20 protein-coding genes and 1 other RNA gene are annotated in these 19254 nt (G+C 67.5%); 5 read left to right on the top strand and 16 right to left on the bottom strand.

Annotated features, from left to right (window positions below; translation table 11 throughout):
* Positions 1-42 precede the first annotated feature (42 nt).
* The 12 genes from VIM61_06455 to nrdR all read right to left on the bottom strand — a co-directional run bounded on the left by VIM61_06455 (position 43) and on the right by nrdR (position 8793).
* Positions 43-1248 (bottom strand): beta-ketoacyl-[acyl-carrier-protein] synthase family protein, encoded by a 1206-nt coding sequence (locus VIM61_06455; GenBank protein ID HEY8900035.1) that lies wholly within the window; start codon positions 1246-1248, stop codon positions 43-45.
* On the bottom strand, positions 1245-2057 hold the full coding sequence (locus tag VIM61_06450; GenBank protein HEY8900034.1) for a polysaccharide deacetylase family protein: 813 nt from the start codon (positions 2055-2057) through the stop codon (positions 1245-1247). Before VIM61_06450 ends, VIM61_06455 begins: the two co-directional genes overlap by 4 nt.
* 66 nt (positions 2058-2123) lie before the next feature.
* A complete protein-coding gene (locus VIM61_06445) occupies positions 2124-2540 on the bottom strand; it encodes a 3-hydroxyacyl-ACP dehydratase FabZ family protein (protein ID HEY8900033.1) in 417 nt (138 codons plus the stop codon).
* A 24-nt stretch (positions 2541-2564) separates the two neighbouring features.
* Entirely contained in the window at positions 2565-4013 is a 1449-nt protein-coding gene (gene gatA, locus VIM61_06440; GenBank protein ID HEY8900032.1) for an Asp-tRNA(Asn)/Glu-tRNA(Gln) amidotransferase subunit GatA, read from the bottom strand.
* A gap of 10 nt (positions 4014-4023) precedes the next feature.
* Positions 4024-4311, bottom strand: a complete 288-nt coding sequence (gene gatC, locus VIM61_06435; protein ID HEY8900031.1) for an Asp-tRNA(Asn)/Glu-tRNA(Gln) amidotransferase subunit GatC — start codon at positions 4309-4311, stop codon at positions 4024-4026.
* Between the two features lie 94 nt (positions 4312-4405).
* On the bottom strand, positions 4406-5548 hold the full coding sequence (locus VIM61_06430; GenBank protein HEY8900030.1) for a deoxyguanosinetriphosphate triphosphohydrolase: 1143 nt from the start codon (positions 5546-5548) through the stop codon (positions 4406-4408).
* Positions 5549-5557: 9 nt separating this feature from the next.
* A complete protein-coding gene (locus VIM61_06425; GenBank protein ID HEY8900029.1) occupies positions 5558-5857 on the bottom strand; it encodes a hypothetical protein in 300 nt (99 codons plus the stop codon).
* Positions 5857-6948 carry an ABC transporter ATP-binding protein gene (locus tag VIM61_06420; protein HEY8900028.1) on the bottom strand — a complete coding sequence of 364 codons (1092 nt, stop codon included), beginning with the start codon at positions 6946-6948 and terminating at the stop codon, positions 5857-5859. The genes VIM61_06425 and VIM61_06420 overlap by 1 nt, the downstream gene beginning before the upstream one ends.
* A gap of 10 nt (positions 6949-6958) precedes the next feature.
* On the bottom strand, positions 6959-7300 hold the full coding sequence (locus tag VIM61_06415; GenBank protein HEY8900027.1) for a DMT family protein: 342 nt from the start codon (positions 7298-7300) through the stop codon (positions 6959-6961).
* Positions 7301-7345: 45 nt separating this feature from the next.
* A complete protein-coding gene (locus VIM61_06410; GenBank protein ID HEY8900026.1) occupies positions 7346-7684 on the bottom strand; it encodes a histidine triad nucleotide-binding protein in 339 nt (112 codons plus the stop codon).
* Between the two features lie 57 nt (positions 7685-7741).
* A complete protein-coding gene (locus VIM61_06405) occupies positions 7742-8248 on the bottom strand; it encodes a hypothetical protein (protein HEY8900025.1) in 507 nt (168 codons plus the stop codon).
* 50 nt (positions 8249-8298) lie between these two features.
* Positions 8299-8793: a transcriptional regulator NrdR gene (gene nrdR / locus VIM61_06400; GenBank protein ID HEY8900024.1), complete on the bottom strand. Its 495-nt coding sequence runs from the start codon at positions 8791-8793 to the stop codon at positions 8299-8301.
* A gap of 122 nt (positions 8794-8915) precedes the next feature.
* On the opposite strand from nrdR, the gene VIM61_06395 reads away from it, so the two are divergent.
* The 5 genes from VIM61_06395 (at position 8916) to rnpB (ending at position 15275) form a co-directional block, all read left to right on the top strand.
* Entirely contained in the window at positions 8916-9611 is a 696-nt protein-coding gene (locus tag VIM61_06395; protein HEY8900023.1) for a S24 family peptidase, read from the top strand.
* Positions 9589-10269: a hypothetical protein gene (locus VIM61_06390; GenBank protein ID HEY8900022.1), complete on the top strand. Its 681-nt coding sequence runs from the start codon at positions 9589-9591 to the stop codon at positions 10267-10269. Before VIM61_06395 ends, VIM61_06390 begins: the two co-directional genes overlap by 23 nt.
* A complete protein-coding gene (locus VIM61_06385; protein ID HEY8900021.1) occupies positions 10269-11708 on the top strand; it encodes a DNA polymerase Y family protein in 1440 nt (479 codons plus the stop codon). The genes VIM61_06390 and VIM61_06385 overlap by 1 nt, the downstream gene beginning before the upstream one ends.
* Entirely contained in the window at positions 11695-14829 is a 3135-nt protein-coding gene (locus tag VIM61_06380) for an error-prone DNA polymerase (protein HEY8900020.1), read from the top strand. The genes VIM61_06385 and VIM61_06380 overlap by 14 nt, the downstream gene beginning before the upstream one ends.
* Positions 14830-14852: 23 nt before the next feature.
* An RNA gene (gene rnpB / locus VIM61_06375) (RNase P RNA component class A) lies at positions 14853-15275 on the top strand.
* A gap of 49 nt (positions 15276-15324) precedes the next feature.
* Here rnpB and VIM61_06370 read toward each other — a convergent pair.
* The 4 genes from VIM61_06370 to secG all read right to left on the bottom strand — a co-directional run.
* Positions 15325-16056: a hypothetical protein gene (locus tag VIM61_06370; GenBank protein ID HEY8900019.1), complete on the bottom strand. Its 732-nt coding sequence runs from the start codon at positions 16054-16056 to the stop codon at positions 15325-15327.
* Positions 16057-16274: 218 nt separating this feature from the next.
* Positions 16275-17867: an L-aspartate oxidase gene (gene nadB, locus VIM61_06365; GenBank protein HEY8900018.1), complete on the bottom strand. Its 1593-nt coding sequence runs from the start codon at positions 17865-17867 to the stop codon at positions 16275-16277.
* The gene (gene panC, locus VIM61_06360) at positions 17864-18703 is read right to left on the bottom strand and encodes a pantoate--beta-alanine ligase (protein ID HEY8900017.1); all 840 of its coding nucleotides are present in this window, start codon (positions 18701-18703) and stop codon (positions 17864-17866) included. The genes nadB and panC overlap by 4 nt, the downstream gene beginning before the upstream one ends.
* A gap of 10 nt (positions 18704-18713) precedes the next feature.
* Positions 18714-19254, bottom strand: a 541-nt coding sequence (secG, locus tag VIM61_06355) for a preprotein translocase subunit SecG (protein ID HEY8900016.1), incomplete at its 5' end; no start/stop codon positions are given.

Below are 19254 nucleotides of genomic sequence, written 5' to 3'. Positions count from 1 at the left end.
CTGCCGGAGTGAGGGCGCCGATTCCGAGGATCGCGAGTTCGTTCATGGCGCGGCGAAAATGAGGGCGGCGTTCGAGCCGCCGAAGCCGAGGTTCGTGCTCGCGACATAACGGGCGCCGGCGGCGGGCAGGGTGCCGATGAGGGATTGCTCCATGCCAGGGAGCGGTTGTTCGAGGCCGAGCTGGGGCGGGAGCGCGCCGGATTGCAGGCTTTTCACGGCAAAGATGGCCTCGATCGCGCCGGCGGCGCCGAGGGTGTGGCCGATCGCGGCCTTCGTGGAGCGAATCTGCGGACGGCCCGCGGCGAGGGCGTCGCCGAACACCTCGACGTAGGCATTCTGCTCGGCGGGGTCGTTGGCCGGCGTCGCGGTGCCGTGGGCGTTCACGTAGTCGATGTCGCCGGGGGCGATTCCGGCGCGCGTGCAGGCGTCGCGAAGGGCCCGGACGAGGGCTGCGCCGGTGGGGGCGGGTTGGGTGAGGTGATGGTTGTCGGTCGAATGGCCGTAGCCGGCGAGCACGGCCAGCGGGGCGGCTCCGCGTTTGCGGGCATGGGACTCGGTTTCCAGCACGAGGCAGCCGGCGGCTTCGCCAAGGAGGAGGCCGGAGCGGCCCTGATCGAACGGGCGGCAGACGCCGGTCGTCTGAGCCTGGAGGCAGTCAAAGCCGGCAAAGACGAGCTCGCACAGGGCCTCGAAGCCGCCGGCGAGGGCGACTTCCCCGCGGCCGGCCTGCAGCCAGTCGAGGGCGTGACCGACGGAGTTTGCGCCGCTGGCGCAGGAGTTCGCGACGAGGAAGGTGGCGCCGGCACGGAAGGCAAGCGCTTCCTGGAGGTCGAGCAATTGCTGCTGCGGATGGTAGCGAGCGATCCGGGCGAAACGGGCGCGGTGGGAGGCGGTGAGTTCGCGCAGGAATTCCTCGCCGAAGTTCATGCCGCCGGCGGTGGTGCTGAAACTGAGGGCAAGGCCGTCGTGAGCGGGCAGGGCGGCCATTTCCAGGGCCTCCGCGGCGGCGGGCAGGAGGAGGCGGGAGGCGCGCGGCAGTCGCAAGAGCGCCCTGGCGTCGAACCGGCCGGGCACGGGCGGAAGCGTGCACTCGCCGGCGCGGTGCGAGCGGTAGCCGGCGTCGGGGAAGACGGTGACCGGCCGGATGCCGTGCTCTCCGCGAACGAGGCGCAGCCAGGTTTCCGCGAGATTGGGACCGAGCGGGGTCACGCCGCCGATGCCGGTGACGACGATGCGGGGACGGCTCATGAGCACGCGCCCTCCACGATCAAGGCGTCGTCGGGTGGCAGGATGCAGCGATAGCCATTCTCCTCGAGGCGGATCAGGAGCGGGCCAAGGCTGCGCCCGGCCGCGGCGGGGCCGCGTTCGTGCAGCAGGATGATGGCGCCGGGCCGGCAGGTTCGCATGATTCTGGTTACGACCGCGGCCGGGCTTTGGGGGCGAGTATCGAAGGCTCGCGAGGACCAGCCGATGCGCAGGAGCCCGCGGTTGGCAAGCGCGGGCGCGACAAAGAGGTTCGTCATGCCGACCGGGGAGCGAAAGTAACGCGGGGCGGGCAGGCCGGCGGACTCGACCGCGGCGGTGGCGCCATCGATTTCGCGGGCGATGCGGCCCGGGCCGGCGGACCAGAAGCTGGCCGCGGGGTGGCTGGCGGTGTGATTGCCGAGGGAGTGACCGTCGCGGACGATGGCCTGGAGCAGCTCGGGATGGTTGGCGGCATTCCGGCCGATGACGAAGAAGGTGGCCTTCGCGCCGTGGCGGCGAAGCGTTTCCAGGATGCCGGGGGTGGTGTCGGGATGCGGGCCGTCGTCGATCGTGAGCCAGACTTCGCGGGACTCGGTGCGGAACCGGCGAACGAGCGGGCCGGTGAGGGGATGATTCGGGATCGCCGCCGTCGTGCAGAAGGTGGCGTGGGCGGCGCCGGCGAGGAGGAGGCCCTCACGATAGCGACGGGCGCCGAGCAAAAGGGCCGCGCCGCCTATCGCGAGGCCGAGAAGCGCGGTAAGACCGCTCGCGGGGCGGAATTTGGGAAGAGAGGAAAAACGAAGCTCGGGCATGTGGCGGATCCGGCGCTCATTCCAGCGGTTTTGGACGGCGGAGTCTTCCCCGAAATCGGCGGTCGGTCACGCTTCGGATGTCCGGGTCAGCATGAGCGCACCTTCGGCGACGGGAATGTCGCCAACTTTGGCGATCACTTCGAACTGGATCAAGGGGCCGAGGTTCCCGGTTTTTCGGGCGCTCAATTCGAGAAGCTCCTCCGGTCGCACGGGCTGGAAAAACTTCATCTGGCGGATCGCCGAGAGCAGGAACGCGGCGCCGGGCTCCGCGGCGGCGGCGACGATGCCCGAGAGCTGCGCGAGCGCCTCGGTGAGGATGACCCCGGGAACGATGGGATTGCCCGGAAAGTGGCCGGCGAAGAACGCTTCGTCCGGGGCGAAGGTCTTCGTGCCGCGGCCGGCGACGCCGGGCTCCACGTCCGTAATGGCGTCGACAAAGCGAAACGGCGGCCGGTGCGGAAGGTGGAGCAGCGGGGAATCCATCGCGCGCGGGTGCGAACGGCGCGGCTAGAGGCTGGGCGCGGCCCGGTGCCAGTCCGTCGATTGCTCGTAGGCGTGGGCGACCTGGAGGAGACGCGCTTCGTCGAAGGGCTTGCCGAGGAATTGCAGGCCGATCGGGAGTTGCCAGCCTTCCGCTTCGCCGAAGCCGCACGGGACGCTCACGCCGCAGATGCCGGCGAGGTTTGCGGCGATCGTGAAGATGTCGGCGAGATACATGCGGAGGGGATCGTCGGTGCGCTCGCCGAGCTTGAACGCGAGGTCCGGCGAGGTCGGGCAGACGAGGGCGTCGCATTTCTCGAATGCGGCTGCGAAGTCCTGGCGGATGAGGGTGCGGACCTTCTGCGCGCGGAGGTAGAAGGCGTCGTAGTAGCCGCTGGAGAGGACGTAGGTGCCGAGGATGATGCGGCGCTTCACTTCGCTGCCGAGGCCTTCCTCGCGGCTGCGCTTGTAGTGGTCGAGCAGGTCCTTCGGGGCGTCGGCGCGATGGCCGTAGCGCACACCGTCGAAGCGCGCGAGATTCGCCGAGGCCTCCGCAGTGGCGATGATGTAGTAGACGCCGACGGCGAACTCGGTGTGCGGCAGCGAGACTTCGACGAGTTCGGCGCCGAGGGATTCGCATTGCTTGATCGCAGCCTCGACCCGGGCGCGGACCTGCGGGTCCATGCCGTCGACGAAGTATTCCTTGGGAATGCCGAGGCGCACGCCTTCGAGATCCTGTCCGAGCAGGCGGGTGTAGTCGTCGACGGGGTGGTCGAGCGACGTGGAATCCATCGGATCGCGGCCGGAGATGGCGTTGAGCAACAGGGCGCTGTCGCGGACGTCACGCGTGAAGGGCCCGATCTGGTCCAGCGACGAGGCGAAGGCGATGAGGCCGTAGCGGGAGACCCGGCCGTAGGTGGGCTTCAAGCCGACGCAGCCGCAGAGCGCGGCAGGCTGGCGGATGGAGCCGCCAGTGTCGGAGCCGAGCGTGGCAAAGGCCGAGCGGGCGGCGACGGCCGCGGCGCTGCCGCCGCTGGAGCCGCCGGGAATGCGCGCGAGATCCCACGGGTTCCGAGTCGGCTGGTAGGCGGAATTCTCCGTGGAGGACCCCATGGCGAACTCGTCCATGTTCAGCCGGCCGAAGGGAATCGCGCCGGCGGCACGCAGTTTCCTGATGACGGTGGCGTCGTAGGGCGAGCGGAAGGTCTCGAGCATCTTCGAGCCGGCGGTGCAGGGCTGGCCGGTGACGTTGATGACATCCTTGATGCCGATGGGCACGCCGCCGAGCGGCAGCGAAACATCGGCCGAAGCGGCCTCGGCGCGGGCGGCCTCGAGATCGCGGGAGAGGTAGGCCTGGACCTGCGGATCGACCGTGGCGATGCGGGCCTCGAGAGCGTCGACGGCCTCGACGGGGCTCAGCTCGCGGGCGCGGAGCTTCGATTGCAGGGCGGCGACGGAAAGGTCGGTGAGAGACATTGCGGGAAATTTATTCGACGACCTTGGTGACCATGATGAGGCCGTTGGCCTGCCGCGGGGCGTTGGCGAGGGCGGCCTTCTTCTCGAGGCTGGGGCGGGGTTCGTCGATGCGGAAGACGTTGAAGACCTCGTTCGCATGGGCGGTGGGCTCGACGTGCGAGACGTCCACCTGGCTGAGCTGTTCGACGTATTCGAGCACGCGGCCGAGCTGGGACTGGAATTGGGTGACCTCGGCCTCGCTGAGATCGATGCGGGCGAGATTGGCGACGTAGCGGACGTCAAGTTCGGGGCTGCTCATGGTAACGCGGTGAAGAGTTGGAGAGGGATAGTTGAGAGGATGCGCGCCGAGGGGGCAAGCTCAGTCGCCTCGGCGAGCGCGGAGGGTGCGGCGACTACTCGCCGAAGAGGGCGCGGTGCTGCTCGATGCAGTAGCGGTCGGTCATGCCGGCGAGGTAATCGGCGACGGTGCGGTGGAGGCCTTCCTTCCGGATGCGGCGGGAGGCCTTTTTGCCGATGAGCGAGGGCGTCTCCACGTAGCGGCGGAAGAGGGATTCCAGCAACGAACAACCGCGCTGGTTCGCCTCGGCGACTTCGGGATTGAAGTAGAGATTCTTGAAGAGGAAGCGGCGCAGGGCGGCGTTGCCCTTGCGGGTCGCGGCGCTGAACTGGATGAGGCGTTTCTTTTGCTGGCGGACGTCGGCGGTGGAGCGCAGGCGGGCGGAACGGATCGCGCGGGCGCTGGTGATGACGAGGTCCTCGACCTCGCGATTGACGATGCAGCGGATGATGTAGCCGCGGCGTTCGGTGGGATCGAGGCGGCGGAACTCGCGCTCGGCGAGCATGCGGGCCTCGGTCCAGAGCGGGATGGATTCCAGGGCCTCAGGGTCGAGCAGGCCGGCATCGAGGCCGTCGTCGAGATCGTGGCTGGAGTAGGTGATCTCGTCGGCGAAGTCGGCGACCTGAGCCTCGAGCGAGGGCGAGTAATACGTCGCGCCGCCGGGCGAGGTGTAGGTGCGGTTGTGCTTTTGCAGGCCCTCGATGACTTCGTAGGAGAGGTTCAGGCCGGGGTGGCGGGGATATTTGGCCTCGAGCAGCGTGACGACGCGCAGGCTCTGGGCGTTGTGGTCGAAGCCGCCGTGGTCGCGCATGAGACGGTCGAGGGTCTGTTCGCCGCTGTGGCCAAAGGGCGAGTGGCCGAGATCGTGCGCGAGGGCGATGGCTTCCGCGAGGTCTTCGTTGAGCGAGAGGGCGCGGGCGATTGTGCGGGCGATGGACGCGACTTCGATCGTATGCGTGAGCCGGGTGCGGTAGTGGTCGCCGGTGCCGTTCAGGAAGACCTGGGTCTTGCCATCGAGGCGCCGAAAGGCGGCGCTGTGGATGAGCCGGGCGCGGTCGCGCTGGAAGGCGGTGCGGTAGGGATGCTGGCTCTCGCGATAGGCGCGGCCGAAGGAGTCGGCGGCCTTGCAGGCGTAGGGCGCAAGGAGGGATTGCTCCTCGGCCTCGATCTGCTCACGGGTTTTGAAGGTCGGCAGCATGGGAAAAAATCAGTCGAGATCGGAGAACATCCGGCGTCGAGCGGCAGCGCGTTCTTCACGGCCGCGGCGGATGACCATCAGCAGATCGTAGATGGCAAGCAGGAGAACGCAAATCGTGAGCCATGCGCAGACGAGCCAATAGATTGCGAAGAACAGCGGATGGGAGGCGAAGAAGTTCCACAAGGGGAAGATGCCGACGCCGAGAAGGACGAGGGTGGCGGCGAGCAGAATGGAAATTGCGCGACGGCGCTGGCCCTGGTCGCGGGCGATGCCGGTGCTGATCGCGAGAATGAGCCGGAGGGCTCGCATCACGCGATGCGCTGGGTCGTCGAGGGATCGAAAAGGTGCGCGCGGGAGGCATCCAGGCGGAAGCGGCCGCGGCGGCCGGATTCGCGAGGATCGGTGAGGGCGGGCGAGCGACTGAGGAAACTGTGCGCGCCGGTCTGGGCGTGGAAGAGCGTCTCGCCGCCGCGGATTTCCACGAAGTCGACGAGGGTCTGGATGATGCCGGGGCCGTTGGGCTGGTCGGCGGGCACGCTCACGCAATGCTCGGGCCGGATGCCAAGGAGCACGTCGCGCCCGGCGTATGCGGCGGCCGCGGGACGTTCGCCGAGCTTGAGTTCCACGGCGCCACCGTCGCTCTCACGGAAGGTGAGCTGGCCGTCGGAGGACTTCAGCGCGCCGCGGAGGAAGTTCATGCCGGGGCTGCCGAGCGTGGCGGCGGCGAAAACGCTGACGGGCGAGTGGTAGATCTCCAGCGGCGTGCCCTGTTGCTCGATCCGGCCATGGCGAAGCAGGACGAGGTGCGAGGCGAGGGTCATGGCCTCGGCCGAATCGTCGGTCGTGTAAATGATCGTGGCCCGGAATTGCTGATGGATGCGGGCGATGTCAGCGCGGAGATGCGCGACGGCGACGGAGTCGAGTCCGGCAAGCGGAGCGTCGAGCAGGATGGCCTTGGGCTGAAGCGCGAGGGCGCGGGCGATTTCCGTGCGGCGGCGGTCGGCGGCGGTGAGTTCGGCGGGCTTGCGCTCGAGGAGGTTGTCGATGCCCAGCAGGGTGGCGGTCTCCTTGACGCGACGGGCGATGATTTCCTTCGGCGTGCGGCGGAGCTGGAGGGGCAGGGTGAGATTTGCGGCGGCGGTGAGATGCGGCAGCAGCGGCACGCAGCCGCTGACGAGGGCGATGTCGCGGTGGAGCGGCGAGCGCGCCTGCACGGCGACATCGCCGATGAGGATCTCGCCAGCGGCGGGGCGCTCGAGGCCGGCGATCAGGCGCAGGAGCGCGGCCTTGCCCGCGCCGACGGGACCGAGAAGCACGGTGAATTCATGGTCTGCGCACGTGAGGGACAGCCCGTTGACCGAGGGCGGCAGGCTGACGTTTTTAAGAGTGACCGATGACATGAAAAAATTTCTACGAGCGGAACATGAAATAAACCGCACCGACGAGGCAGAGGCCAGCCCAGAGAAAGTCGAGTTTGAAGGGCTGCTGCATGTAGAAGATCGCGAAGGGCACGAAAACACTGAGGGTGATGACCTCCTGCAGGATTTTCAGCTGCGGGAGCGTGAGCGCGCCGTAGCCGATGCGGTTCGCGGGCACCTGGAAGAGGTATTCGAAGAACGCGAGGCCCCAGCTGACGGCGACGGCGGCCAGCCATGGCCAGGTCTTCACGTGCCGGAGATGCGCATACCACGCAAATGTCATGAAGACGTTCGAGACGATGAGCAGCAGGACGGTCGCGACGGTCGGCGGCATCCCGGGAATCTAGGAGGCGCGCGGAATTCGGCAAGCGCCGGCTAGCTAGCCCGGGGGCCAGGTGAGGGGACGGCCGCCGAGAATGTGGAGGTGCAGGTGGGGGACGGTCTCGCCGCCGTTCGGGCCGCTGTTGATGACGATGCGGAAGCCGTCGTCGGTGAGCTTGAGCATGGCGGCGAGCTCGGCGGCCTTGATGAGCAGGTGGCCGAGCACGGCTTCATCGGAACGCGTCGCGGCGCCGAGCCGGGGAATCACCCGCTTGGGCACGAGGAGAACGTGGGTGGGGGCCTGGGGGGCGATGTCGCGGAAGGCGAGGCATTCGTCGTCCTCGAAGACGATGTCGGCCGGAATCTCGCGGGCGATGATTTTCTCGAAAAGCGTCATGAGGGAATCCTAACCGCGGAGGGCGCGAAGCACACGGAGAGTTCCGGGAAAAATGCGTCAGCTGAGCTGGAGTTGCAGTTCGTCGGCGCGGGGGCTGAGATCGAGCTCCTCGCGAACGAAGCGCACGATCTCCGCGCGCAGGCCGGAGCAGTCCGACCGCCAGTTCTTGGCGCTGCGCAGGAGTTTCACGCAGGGGTGGAGGTCGAAGAGCTCGACGTGCAGCGAGGGGGAGTCCGCAATGGTGCGGAGGTGCTCCTGAAGAAGCCGGAAAAACATGAGCTCGTAGCCGGCGCCGGCTTCCCGGGCGAGGGCGGCGAGCGAAAGCCGGAAGGGCGGCGGCAGCGGCTCGAAATGCGTGGCGACGTCGGCGTAGCCGATGACCTGCAGCACCGAGCGCACGGTGGTGCGGAGCTGGGGCAGGGCGAGGATGGGGTCGGTGAAGTCGTTCCGGAGATAGGTGAGCACCGTCTCGGTGACGTGCTGGGCGAGCCACCATTTCTGGTAGCCGGCGCGGCTCGCGGCGCGCTTGAGGCCCTCGGAGAGCCAGCGGACCTCGAAGTCCATGATGTGACCATCCTCGAATCGAACAACCGGCAAATTGTTCCTGAAGGCGATCACGAGGCGTTGAAGAGCTCGGGCTGGGCCGGGGTCCTGACCCCGCGCCGTTCGAACGACTGGATTTCCTCGATGAAGTCACCGATTTCCTGGAATTCGCGATAGACCGAGGCGTAGCGCACGTAGGCCACGGGGTCGAGGGCGTGGAGCTTTTCCATCACCTTGAGGCCGATCTTCTTGGTCGTGACTTCGCGGTCGTGGCCGGCCTCGAGGTCGAGAATGACCTCCTGCACGCTGCGCTCGATCTGCTCGATGCTGATCGGGCGTTTTTCGGAGGCCTTGATGAAGCTGTTCTGGAGCTTGTGGCGATCGAAGGGCTCGTGGCGGCCGTCGCGCTTGATGGCGCGGAGTTCGAGGCGCTCGATTTCCTCGTAGGTGGTAAAGCGGGTCTCGCAATCGAGACATTCGCGGCGCCGGCGGATCGACTCCCCTTCCTTGGAGAGGCGGGAATCAATGACTTTGTCTTCGAGAGAGCCGCACTTGGGGCAACGCATTTTGTATTACGCGGGCACGTTTTGCCGAGACTGACGCAATATCTTGTGGTGTCAATGTTCAATTCCCCGGTTTTCGGGTATTGGACCGTTCCTGTCCATCCCAGGTGGTAAGATCCCGTGCCATGGAAATTTCGATGGCAGGCGGGCAGGGAATGGATATCGTGAAATTACACGATATGAAAACATCCCTGAGTTCGGCGCAACGGCGCATTCTGGAAACGGTGGCCCGGTTCCGGGATCGGCCGGCGTTCGTGCCGGATGTCGTGAAAGAGCTGGGCTTTGCGGCGGAAAGCAGCCTGACGCCGACCCTGAAGATTCTGGAGCGAAAGGGGCTGCTGGCGATCGATGGCGGCGGGGCGAAAGGGCGCTCGCGGGTGCTGCGGCTGACGGCGGCGGCGGGGCGATGGGTTGGCCGGGGCGGGCTGCCGGTTCTGGGGTCGATCCCGGCGGGGCCGCTGAGCGAGGCGCTGGCGGAGACGGACGCGTGGGTCGATCCGGAGGCGATGCTGCCGTGGCGCGCCGGGGACTTTTTGCTGCGGGTGCAGGGGACTTCGATGATCGGCGACGGGATCCTCGACGGCGACAAGGTGCTCATCCGGCCGGGCGTGGAGCCGCACGAGGGCGAGATCGCGGCGGTGCTCGTGGGCGACGCGCACGAGGCGACACTCAAGCGGGTGTTTTCGCTGCGGGAGACGGGGCAGGTGCGGCTGCGGGCGAGCAATCCGGGGTTTCTCGACCTGGTTGTGCCGGTCGAGAGCCTGAAGGTGGCGGGAGTTTTTCGAGGCTTGATTCGCGATGGAAGCCGCCCGGGTCAATGAGACGGACAAGGTCGTCCGGCTGGAGGCTTTCCGCGCGCTGCGGGAGAAACTGGCCGCGGAATCCGTGGCCGCCGCGCCGCCGACGCGGGAAACCGTGCCGACCGGCATCCGCGCGCTGGATGAGGCCGCGGGCGGCCTGCTGCGCGGGACGCTGACAGAATTCTCCGGCTCCAGCGGCTGCGGATCGCTGTTTTTCTCGGCGTTGCTCGATGTGGCCGGCCGCGAGCGCTGGCGCCTGGCGCTCGTCGATGCGGGGGATCAGTTCGAGCCGGCGGACTGGGACGCGGCGGCGCTGCGGCGCGTGCTCTGGGTGCGGTGTCCCGACGCGCGCAAGGCGCTGCGCGCCGCGGACCTGCTCCTGCGTGATGGCAACCTCCCGCTCGTCGTGCTCGACCTGCATGGGTTGCCCGCCGCGCAACTGCGGAAGATTCCGCCGAATGCGTGGCATCGCTTTCAGCGCGTGGTCGAGGAATCGCGCGTGACGATGGTCGTGCTGAGCGCGCGGCCGACGGTCGAGGGCGCGCGCGTGCGCATCGAGAGCGAGGCGCGGTTTGGGCTCGACGCGATGCGGGTGAAGCGACGGGAACTCGAGGCGCGGCTGCCCGTGCGCGTGCGGAATCGAGCCGCTGGCTGGGATGCCGCGCGGAGGACGGCGTGATGTTTGCCGCGGTCTGGCTGCCGAATTTTCGCCTGCAGGCGGCATTGCGCTGGCGCGAGGGCGACGGGCCGTGCGCGCTCGTCGACGGCGATGCGACGAAGGGCGTGATCCTCGAGGCGAACGTCGCGGCGGGGGCATCGTGGGTGGAGCCGGGGCTGACGAGCGCGCAGGCGCTGGCGCGGTGCCCGGAGCTGCGGATCGTGCTGCGGTCGCCGGCGCAGGAGCGGGCCTGCCAGGCGCTGCTCGTCGAGCTGGCACTGGAATTTTCGCCGCTCGTGGAGGCGACGGCGGACGGGCTTTGCACGCTGGACCTTACCGGGGCGCCGCGCGGCGCGTGCTGGCAGCGGCTGGGCGCGGACCTCGTGGCGCGGTGTGCGGAGGAGGGAGTCGAGGCACGCGTGGGCGTGGCACCGCATCCGGATCATGCGTGGCTCGCGGCGTGTCGCGCGGCGCCGGTGAACGTGGTTTACGACGGCGCGTCGTTTTGCGCGGCGCTGCCGATGAGCGTGCTGCAACCGTCGGCAGAGCTGGCGGCGGTGCTGACGGACTGGGGGATTCGCCGCGTCGGCGAGTTTCTCGAGTTGCCCGCGCAGGCCGTGGTGGAGCGGCTCGGCGAGGAGGCGGGACGGCTGCGACGGCGAGTGAGCGGGCGCTCGCGGCGCGTGCTGCGGCTGGTGCGGCCCACGGAGCGGTATGCCGAGGCGTTCGATTTCGAATACGGCATCGAGACGACGGAGCCGCTGCTGTTCCTGCTGCGGCGGTTCGTGGATGCGCTGGCCGGGCGGCTGCGGGCGGGGCATCGCGTCGCGGAGGGGCTCGCGCTGGCGCTGCCGATGGAAGATGGCGCGAATTACGAGAGGACGTTTTCGATTCCGTCGCCGACGGCGGATGCGGAGGTGTGGTTTCGCATTCTCTCGACGCATCTCGAGTCGCTCACGCTCGACCGGCAGCCGGTGGGGGTGCGACTGGAGGTGCGCGCCGCGAACCCCGCCGGCAGACAGCTGAATCTCTTCGAGAGCGCGCTGCGCGATCCGAACCGCTTCGGCGAAACGCTCGCGCAGCTCAAGGCGCTCGTCGGCGAGGAGGGCGTCGGCGTGCCGCAGCCGGCCGACACGCACGAGCCGGGGGCATTTCGCGTGGAGGAATTTTCCGAGGAGGAAGACAGGTCCTCTAAGACCTGTGGGACCTATGGGCTGCCGCTGCGGCGGGATCGCACGGGCCGTGCCATCGCGATGCAGCTGATGCACGAGCATCCCGCGTGGCTCGAGAAGCATGGCCCGGTTTTGCGGGCGGCGGGGCCGTATCGCACGTCGGGCGGATGGTGGGAGCGGGTCTGGTGGATCGAGGAGTGGGACGTCGAGGTGGAGAACGGCTGCCTGCGCGTGAGCCGGGGCGCGGACGGCCGCTGGCGGCTGGAGGGTGGGTATGAAATACGTTGAGCTGCACGCGCGCAGTGCCTTCAGCTTTTTGCGCGGGGCGGCGGCGCCGGAGGATCTCGCGAAGGTTGCGGCCGCGCTGGGACTTGCCGGTGTGACGCTCTGCGATCGCGACGGGGTCTATGGCGCGCCTCGTTTGCATGCGGAGGCGGGGGAGCAGGGCGGCCTGACGGCGCGGGTGGGCGCGGAGCTCACGATGGAGGATGGCTCGGTGCTGCCGGTGCTCGTGGCGACGCGGACCGGCTACCGGAACCTCTGCCAGCTACTGACGCGGGCAAAATTGCGCGGCACAAAGAAGCAGAGCGCGGTGCGATGGGGCGAGCTGCCGGAGTTTGCGGAGGGATTGATCGCGCTGACGGGCGACGAGGAGGGCGCGGTCGTGAGATGCGTCGACGCGGAGGACTTCGCCGGCGCGCGCGGGGTGGCGGAGCGCCTCGTGGCGGCCTTCGGGCGGGAGAACGTGACGGTGGAACTGCAGCGGCATCTCGTGCGCGGCGAGGAGACGCGGCTCGATGCGCTGGACGACCTTGCCGCGGCGTTGCGCCTGCCCACGGTGGCGACGGGCGGCGTGCTCTACGCGGTGCCGGCGCAGCGCGAGGTGCTCGATGTGTTCACCTGCACGCGGCATCACACGCAGCTCGATGCGGCGGGGCGGCTGCTCGATCGGAATGCGGAGCGCTTCCTGCGGACGGGAGCGGAGATGGCGGCGCTGTTTGCGGACCGGCCGGCGGCGCTGGCGAATGCGGCCCGGCTTGCGGACCGATTGACGTTTTCGCTGGAAAATCTGGGCTACGAATTCCCGCGGTTTCGCAATCTCGGCGATGCCGAGATGCAGGCGGTGCTCCGCGAGCAGAGCTACGCGGGGCTGCGGAGGCGTTATCGCACGATCACGCCGAAAATCCGGGAGACCCTCGAGAAGGAGCTCGCGCTGATCATCGAGCTGGGGTTCGCGGGTTATTTCCTGATCGTCTGGGACATCGTCGAGCATTGCCGGCGCAGCGGGATTCTCGTGCAGGGGCGCGGCAGTGCGGCGAACAGCGTGGTGTGCTACGCGCTGGGCATCACGGCGTGCGATCCCATCGAGTGCCGGTTGCTCTTCGAGCGGTTTCTGGCGCCGCCGGTGGCGGGGCAGACGAAAATTTCCTGGCCGGACATCGATCTCGACCTGCCGAGCGGTGACCGGAGGGAGAGCGTGATTCAGGAGGTCTACCGTCGCTACGGCGAGCATGGCGCGGCGATGACGGCAAACGTGATCACGTTTCGCGGGAAGAGCGCGATGCGGGAAATCGGCAAGGCGCTGAGTTTTCCTCCGGAGATGCTGGACCGATTTTCGGACCTTTATGCGAACGGCGACTTTCCGCAGACGCTGGATTTTCGCGAGCAGCTGCGGATGGCGGGGCTGCCGGAGGATAACGCGCGGGTGGCGGCGGCGTTGCGGCTGCGGCAGGGAATCCATGGGTTGCCGCGGCATCTCGGCCAGCACTCGGGCGGGATGATCATCTGCCAGAACGCGCTGAGCTCGGTGATGCCACTGGAGCGGGCGTCGATGCCGGGGCGCGTGGTGGCGCAGTGGGACAAGAACGATTGCGACGATCTCGGCATCATCAAGGTCGATCTGCTTGGACTCGGGATGATGTCCGTGATGCAGGACTCCTTTGCGCTGGCGAAGGCGCGCCGACAGGACGACTACGATTTCTACAACCTGCCGGCGGAGGATCCGAAAACCTACGCGATGCTCGGAGAGGCGGACACGATCGGCCTGTTCCAGGTCGAGAGCCGGGCGCAGATGGCGACGCTGCCACGGCTACGGCCGAAGAATTTCTACGACATCGCCATCCAGATCGCGATCATCCGGCCAGGCCCGATCGAGGGCGGGATGATGCACCCGTATCTCGCGCGGCGGAATGGCCGCGAGAAGGTCGAGTATTTTGGGGTGGATCCCGCGAGCGAGCTTGGCCGGGAGCTGGTGCCGATGCTCGAGCGCACGCTGGGCGTGCCGTTGTTCCAGGAGCAGATGCTGGCCATGGCGATCAAGCTCGCGGGCTTCACCGGGCGCGAGATCGCGGAGCTGAAGAAGGCGCTGAGCTTTCATCGCTCGCACGAGAAGATGAACCGCATCTGCGACAAGCTGCGCACGGCGCTGGCGGAGAGGCGGATCGCGCCGGAGGTGGCGGATCGAATCGAGAAATCGGTGCGTTCGTTCGCGGTCTACGGGTTCCCCGAGAGTCATGCGCTGAGTTTTGCCTACATCGCCTATGCAAGCGCGTGGATGAAGGCGCACCGGGCGCCGGAGTTTTACGCGTCGCTGCTGAACAACCAGCCGATGGGCTTCTACTCGGCCTCGACGCTTGTTTACGACGCGAAGGCGCATGGCGTGCGCGTGCGGCCGGTGTGCGTGACGGAGTCCGACGAGCGCTGCACGGTGGTGGACGACGCGACGATCCGGCTGGGGCTGAACATGGTGCGCGGGATTTCGGCGAACGAGGTGCGACGGATCCTCGAGGAGCGGACGACGGCGCCATTTGCCTCCGTGGAGGATTTCAAACGGCGGGTGCGGCTGGCGAAGGACTCGGCGCGCGGGCTGGCGCGGCTGGGGGCGCTGAACGGGCTGGGCGGACACCGGCGCGAGACGCTCTGGCGCGTGGAGGCGCCGGCGCGGACGGGGGATTTGTTTGCGGATGCGGAGGCCGGGCCGGCGCCGCTCGAGATGATGAATGCCTTCGAGCGGATGCAGGCGGATTATGCAGGCTCGGGGGTGACGACGGGACCGCACCCGATGGCGCTGGTGCGCGACGCGCTGCCGCACGTGTGGCGGGCGGCGGATTTACGCGAGGCGGCGAACGGGACGCGGGTGACGATCGCGGGGCTGGTGATCTGCCGGCAGCGGCCGGGGACGGCGCAGGGGTTCGTGTTCGTCAGTCTCGAGGACGAGACGGGCGTGGCGAACGCGGTGGTGACGCCGGCGCTCTTCGAGGCGCGGCGACTGACGATCACGCAGGAGCGATTCCTGGAAATTCGCGGCGTGGTGCAGAATGTGGATCGGGTGATCCACGTGAAGGCGGCGAGGATCGAGGCCTTCCACCCGCCGGTGGCGGCGACGCCGGATTCGCACGACTTTCATTGATTCCGGGACGGGGCGGGTTACCTTCTTTCCCGGCGGGCGGTCGCTCGTTCGGCGAAAGCCGGGCGGGAGGAAAGTCCGGACACCGCAAGGCAACCTGCCGCGTAGAATGCGCGGGAGCGTCCGATGAAAATGGGGCGCGACGGAAAGTGTCACAGAGAACATACCGCTTGCGGGAGGTCGCCTGAGCGAAAGCGAAGGCAACAACCTCCAGCAAGTAAGGGTGAAAAGGCGGGGTAAGAGCCCACCGCCCGGCCAGTAATGGACGGGGCACGATAAACCCCAGGCGGTGCAAGACAGAACAGAGGAACGGGTCGCCTGCCCGGATGTCCGAAGCTTCGGCGGAGGATGGGACCTCGGGTATTAGTCGCTTAGAGAAATGACCGCCCAGTTCTCGCTCCGCAAGGGGCGGGGATGGACAGAATCCGGCTTACAGCCAAAACGAAGGCCGCCCGGGGATACCGGGCGGCCTTCGCCATTTCAAAATGGGCGGAGTGGCTACCGCCGGCTGCTTTGGGCGTTGTTGCGGTCGGCGAAGAAGAGATTTTCGCCGCGCTTCTGGAGCACGAAGGTGTTGTTGTCGCCGAAGCGGGCCCACGGGCCGTTCGGGACTTCCTTGTAATCGACAAATTTCCAGTCGCAGACGTCCTTGCCGTTCATGCCGAGGAAGTCGCGAACAGCGGGCGAGACGTCGAGGCCGGCGCCCTGGTTGAGGTTCGGGCGAGGGCGATCGTTGCCGAAGACGTATTGCCAGTGATCGGTGCGGAAGGGGCCGCAATCCTCCCACTGGGCGTAGGCGATGCGTCCACGGTAGCGAATGGCGACCCAGCGGCCCTTGCAGACGCTTTTGCCCTCCTTTTCGAAGGCCTCGCGGAACCACGGAATGGCGCGGCGGGATTCGGGCTTCGTCGTGCCCTTGGTGACATCGTTGTAGGGAAGGGCGACGTAGAAGGGATTCTGCCGGGGAACGAAATTCTTCGGGATGAAGTTGCGGCGGGCGGTGATGTCGGGGTTGTCGAAGCCGCCGTAGTTCTGCGCCCACTGGGGATCCCAGGAACTCTTGTAGTTCGGGACAGGGTTGTTCCGGGTGGGAGCTTCGCCGACCCAGAAGACGGTCGTCACGATGCCGAGTTTCCACGGGTATTTGCTGAAGCCGAAACTGAAGGAGCGCGTGCTGCTGGTGGTGACCTGCGGCTCGATCTTCATCAGGGCGTTTTCCCGCAACTTCATGGCATAACGCGTGAAGTCGGAAGAGGAGGAGAGCGCCGATTCCGCCAGGGCAGATGAGACCAACCCGCAGAGAACGAGCGTCAAAATCAGAAATGGGAATCGGCTGATTCGGTTCCGCATTGCGGGCGGTATATCGGCTGGGGAGCACATTGTTGCAAGGGAAAAGTGGATAGGCGACGAATCACCTGGGTCGCGGGGGGCGTCGGCCTGCCGACACTTTACGTGCGACGGAGCACGGTGTCGTGCCCAAATTTCGGGCCGTCGGGCTCGGGGTAATCGAGCGTGTAGTGCAGGCCGCGGCTCTCCTTGCGGCTGAGGGCGCAATCGACGATGAGGGCGGCGACGGTGACGAGATTGCGGAGCTCGAGGAGGTCCGTGGTGATCTTGAAGTTCCAGTAGAACTCCTGAATCTCGGTGTGCAGGTTTCGGAGGCGGGTGGCGGCGCGCTGGAGGCGCTTGTCGGTGCGGACGATGCCGACATAGTCCCACATGAGGCGACGGATTTCGTCCCAGTTGTGGTAGATGACGACGAGCTCGTCGACGTCCTGCACCTGGCCCGACCGCCACTCGGGCAGGTCGATGCCGACGCGGGCGTGCAGGCCACGGGCGGCTTTCTCGAAGGCGCGATGGGCAAGGACGAGGCCTTCGAGCAGGGAGTTGCTCGCGAGGCGGTTCGCGCCGTGCAGGCCGGTGCAGGCGGCTTCGCCAATGACGTAGAGACCGCGCAGGGTGGACTCGCCGTTGAGGTCGGTTTTCACGCCGCCGCATTGATAGTGGGCGGCGGGAACGACGGGAATCGGCTCCTTCGTGATGTCGATGCCGAACTTCAGGCAGGTTTCGTAAATGGTCGGAAAGCGGCTGCGGACGAACTCGGCGGGCTGGTGCGTGATGTCGAGGTAGACGCACTGGCTGCCGCTGCGCTTCATTTCCGCGTCGATGGCGCGGGCGACGATGTCGCGGGGGGCGAGTTCCTTGAGCGGGTGGTGTTTCTCCATGAACCGGCGGCCCTTGCCGTCGAGAAGGACGCCGCCTTCGCCGCGCACGGCTTCGGTGACGAGGAAGGATTTCGCCTTGGGATGGTAGAGGCAGGTGGGGTGGAACTGGACGAATTCCATGTTCGCGATGGCGGCGCCGGCACGCCAGGCCATGGCCACGCCGTCCCCGGTGGCGATGTCGGGATTCGTCGAATACAGATAGACCTTCCCGCAGCCGCCGGTGGCCAGCACGGTGACGTCGGTGCGGATCGTTTCGACCTCACCGGTGTCCTCGTCGAGCACGTAGAGACCGACGCAGCTGTTCTGCATCGCGTAGCCGAGCTTGCCGGTGGTGATGCAGTCCACGGCCATGTGCCGCTCGAGGATGGTGATGCGGGGATGCTGGCGGGCGCGCGAGGCGAGCACTTCCTCGATCTCGCGGCCGGTGGCGTCCTGCACATGAAGGACGCGCCGTTTCGAGTGGCCGCCTTCCTTGCCGAGGTCGAGCTCCGTGCCGCCGCTGGGCGTGGCGCGTTCGTCGAAGTGCAGGCCGAGTTCGATCAGCTCTCGGACGCGCTCCGGCCCCTCCGTCACGACGGCGCGCACGGCATCCTCGTGGCAAAGCCCGGCGCCGGCTTCCAGGGTGTCCCTGATATGAAGGTCGAAGGAATCCTCGTCGCTGATGACGCAGGCCACCCCGCCCTGGGCCCAGGCGGTGTTCGAATCGGCGAGGGCGCGCTTTGTGACAATGGCGACGGTGCCCCGGGCGGCGGCCTTCAGCGCGAACGAGAGTCCCGCGATGCCGCTGCCGACGACGACGAAATCGAATTCCTTCATGGATGGGCCGGGGGGATTTGCAAATTGTCGATGAGGCGGGCGCGACCGAGGAAAAGCGCGGCGGCGAGGGTGGCGCCGTCCCGCAGATGGCGGACGGGTTCCAGCGTCTCGGAGTGGACGAGGTTGACGTAGTCGATCCTTGCACCCGGGATCCGGGCGAGATCCCGCTCGGCGGCGCGGAGGATCGCGGCGGGGGTTTTCTTCGAGGCGGCGGCGCGGAGGGCGGCGGAAAAGCGCGGAGCGACGGCGCGTTCCTCCGGTGTGAGGTAGGCGTTGCGCGAGCTGGTGGCGAGGCCGTCCGGTTCTCGAACGGTGGGGACGCCGACGATTTTCACCGGGAAATCGAGATCGCGCACCATGCGGCGGATGATGGCGAGTTGCTGCCAGTCTTTCTCGCCGAAAAGGGCGATATCGGGCTGCACGATCAGAAAAAGTTTCGCGACGACGGTGCACACGCCGCGAAAGTGGCCGGGCCGGCTCGCTCCGCAGAGGCCGGTCGAGAGGCGCGATTCGTCGATGAAGACGGACTTGTCCGCCGCATACATTTCCGCCGAGTCGGGGCGGAAGACGAGGTCGGCGCCGGCCTCGCGGCACAGGGCGGCGTCCGCCCGGAACGGGCGGGGATAGCTCGAGAAATCCTCCTTCGGGCCGAACTGCGTGGGATTGACGAAAATCGAGACCACCACGCGGCCCTTGCGGCCGGCGAGCTTGCGGGCCCGGCGAATGAGGGCGGCGTGACCGTGGTGGAGCGCCCCCATGGTCGGAACAAGAACGATCGGCCGGCTCGATCCGCGGACGAAGGCCCGCGCGGCGGCGATCGTCTTGGCGATCTTCACGAGAGCGGGATCAGTTTGCGTTCGACGCGGGCGCCTCCACCGGCACGTTGGGAGCGGCGTTCGGGGGAGTCGGCGTGGCCGAGGCCTCGGGGGCCGGCGTTGCGGTCGCGGCGCTGGAGACGGCCGGCGCGGCGGCGGTCGGCGAAGGTTCGGCGGGAAGGGGAGTGCCGACGGGCGTGGGCGTCGGGGATGCGGCCGCGGCGGCGGGTTTGGGCATCGCCATGAGTTCCTTCTCGAGGGTCGTGTTGCCGTTGTAGATGCGGGCGTAGACCATTGCCAATGCGAGCGTGAGCACGAAGAAGGTGCCGCCAAGCCAGGTGGTGAATTTTGCGAGAACGTTGGTCGTCTGCGCGCCGAAGATATTATCGGTCATGCCACTGCCGAAGGCGGCGCCGAGGCCTTCGTTGCGCGGGCGCTGCATGAGCACGACGAGCACCATGAGCAGGCACACGAGCACGTGCAGCGTGAGAAGGAAGTAAAGCAGGATGTGCATTGGAGAGCCGGAAAGATTGGACGCGGCGGGGACGTTTGTAAAGCGCGGGGTGTGCGCC

Source organism: Chthoniobacterales bacterium, from assembly GCA_036569045.1.
GTDB lineage: Bacteria > Verrucomicrobiota > Verrucomicrobiia > Chthoniobacterales > JAATET01 > JAATET01.
Note: the sequence above shows the minus strand (reverse complement) of the source record. Positions and strands in the feature narration are given on the sequence as shown.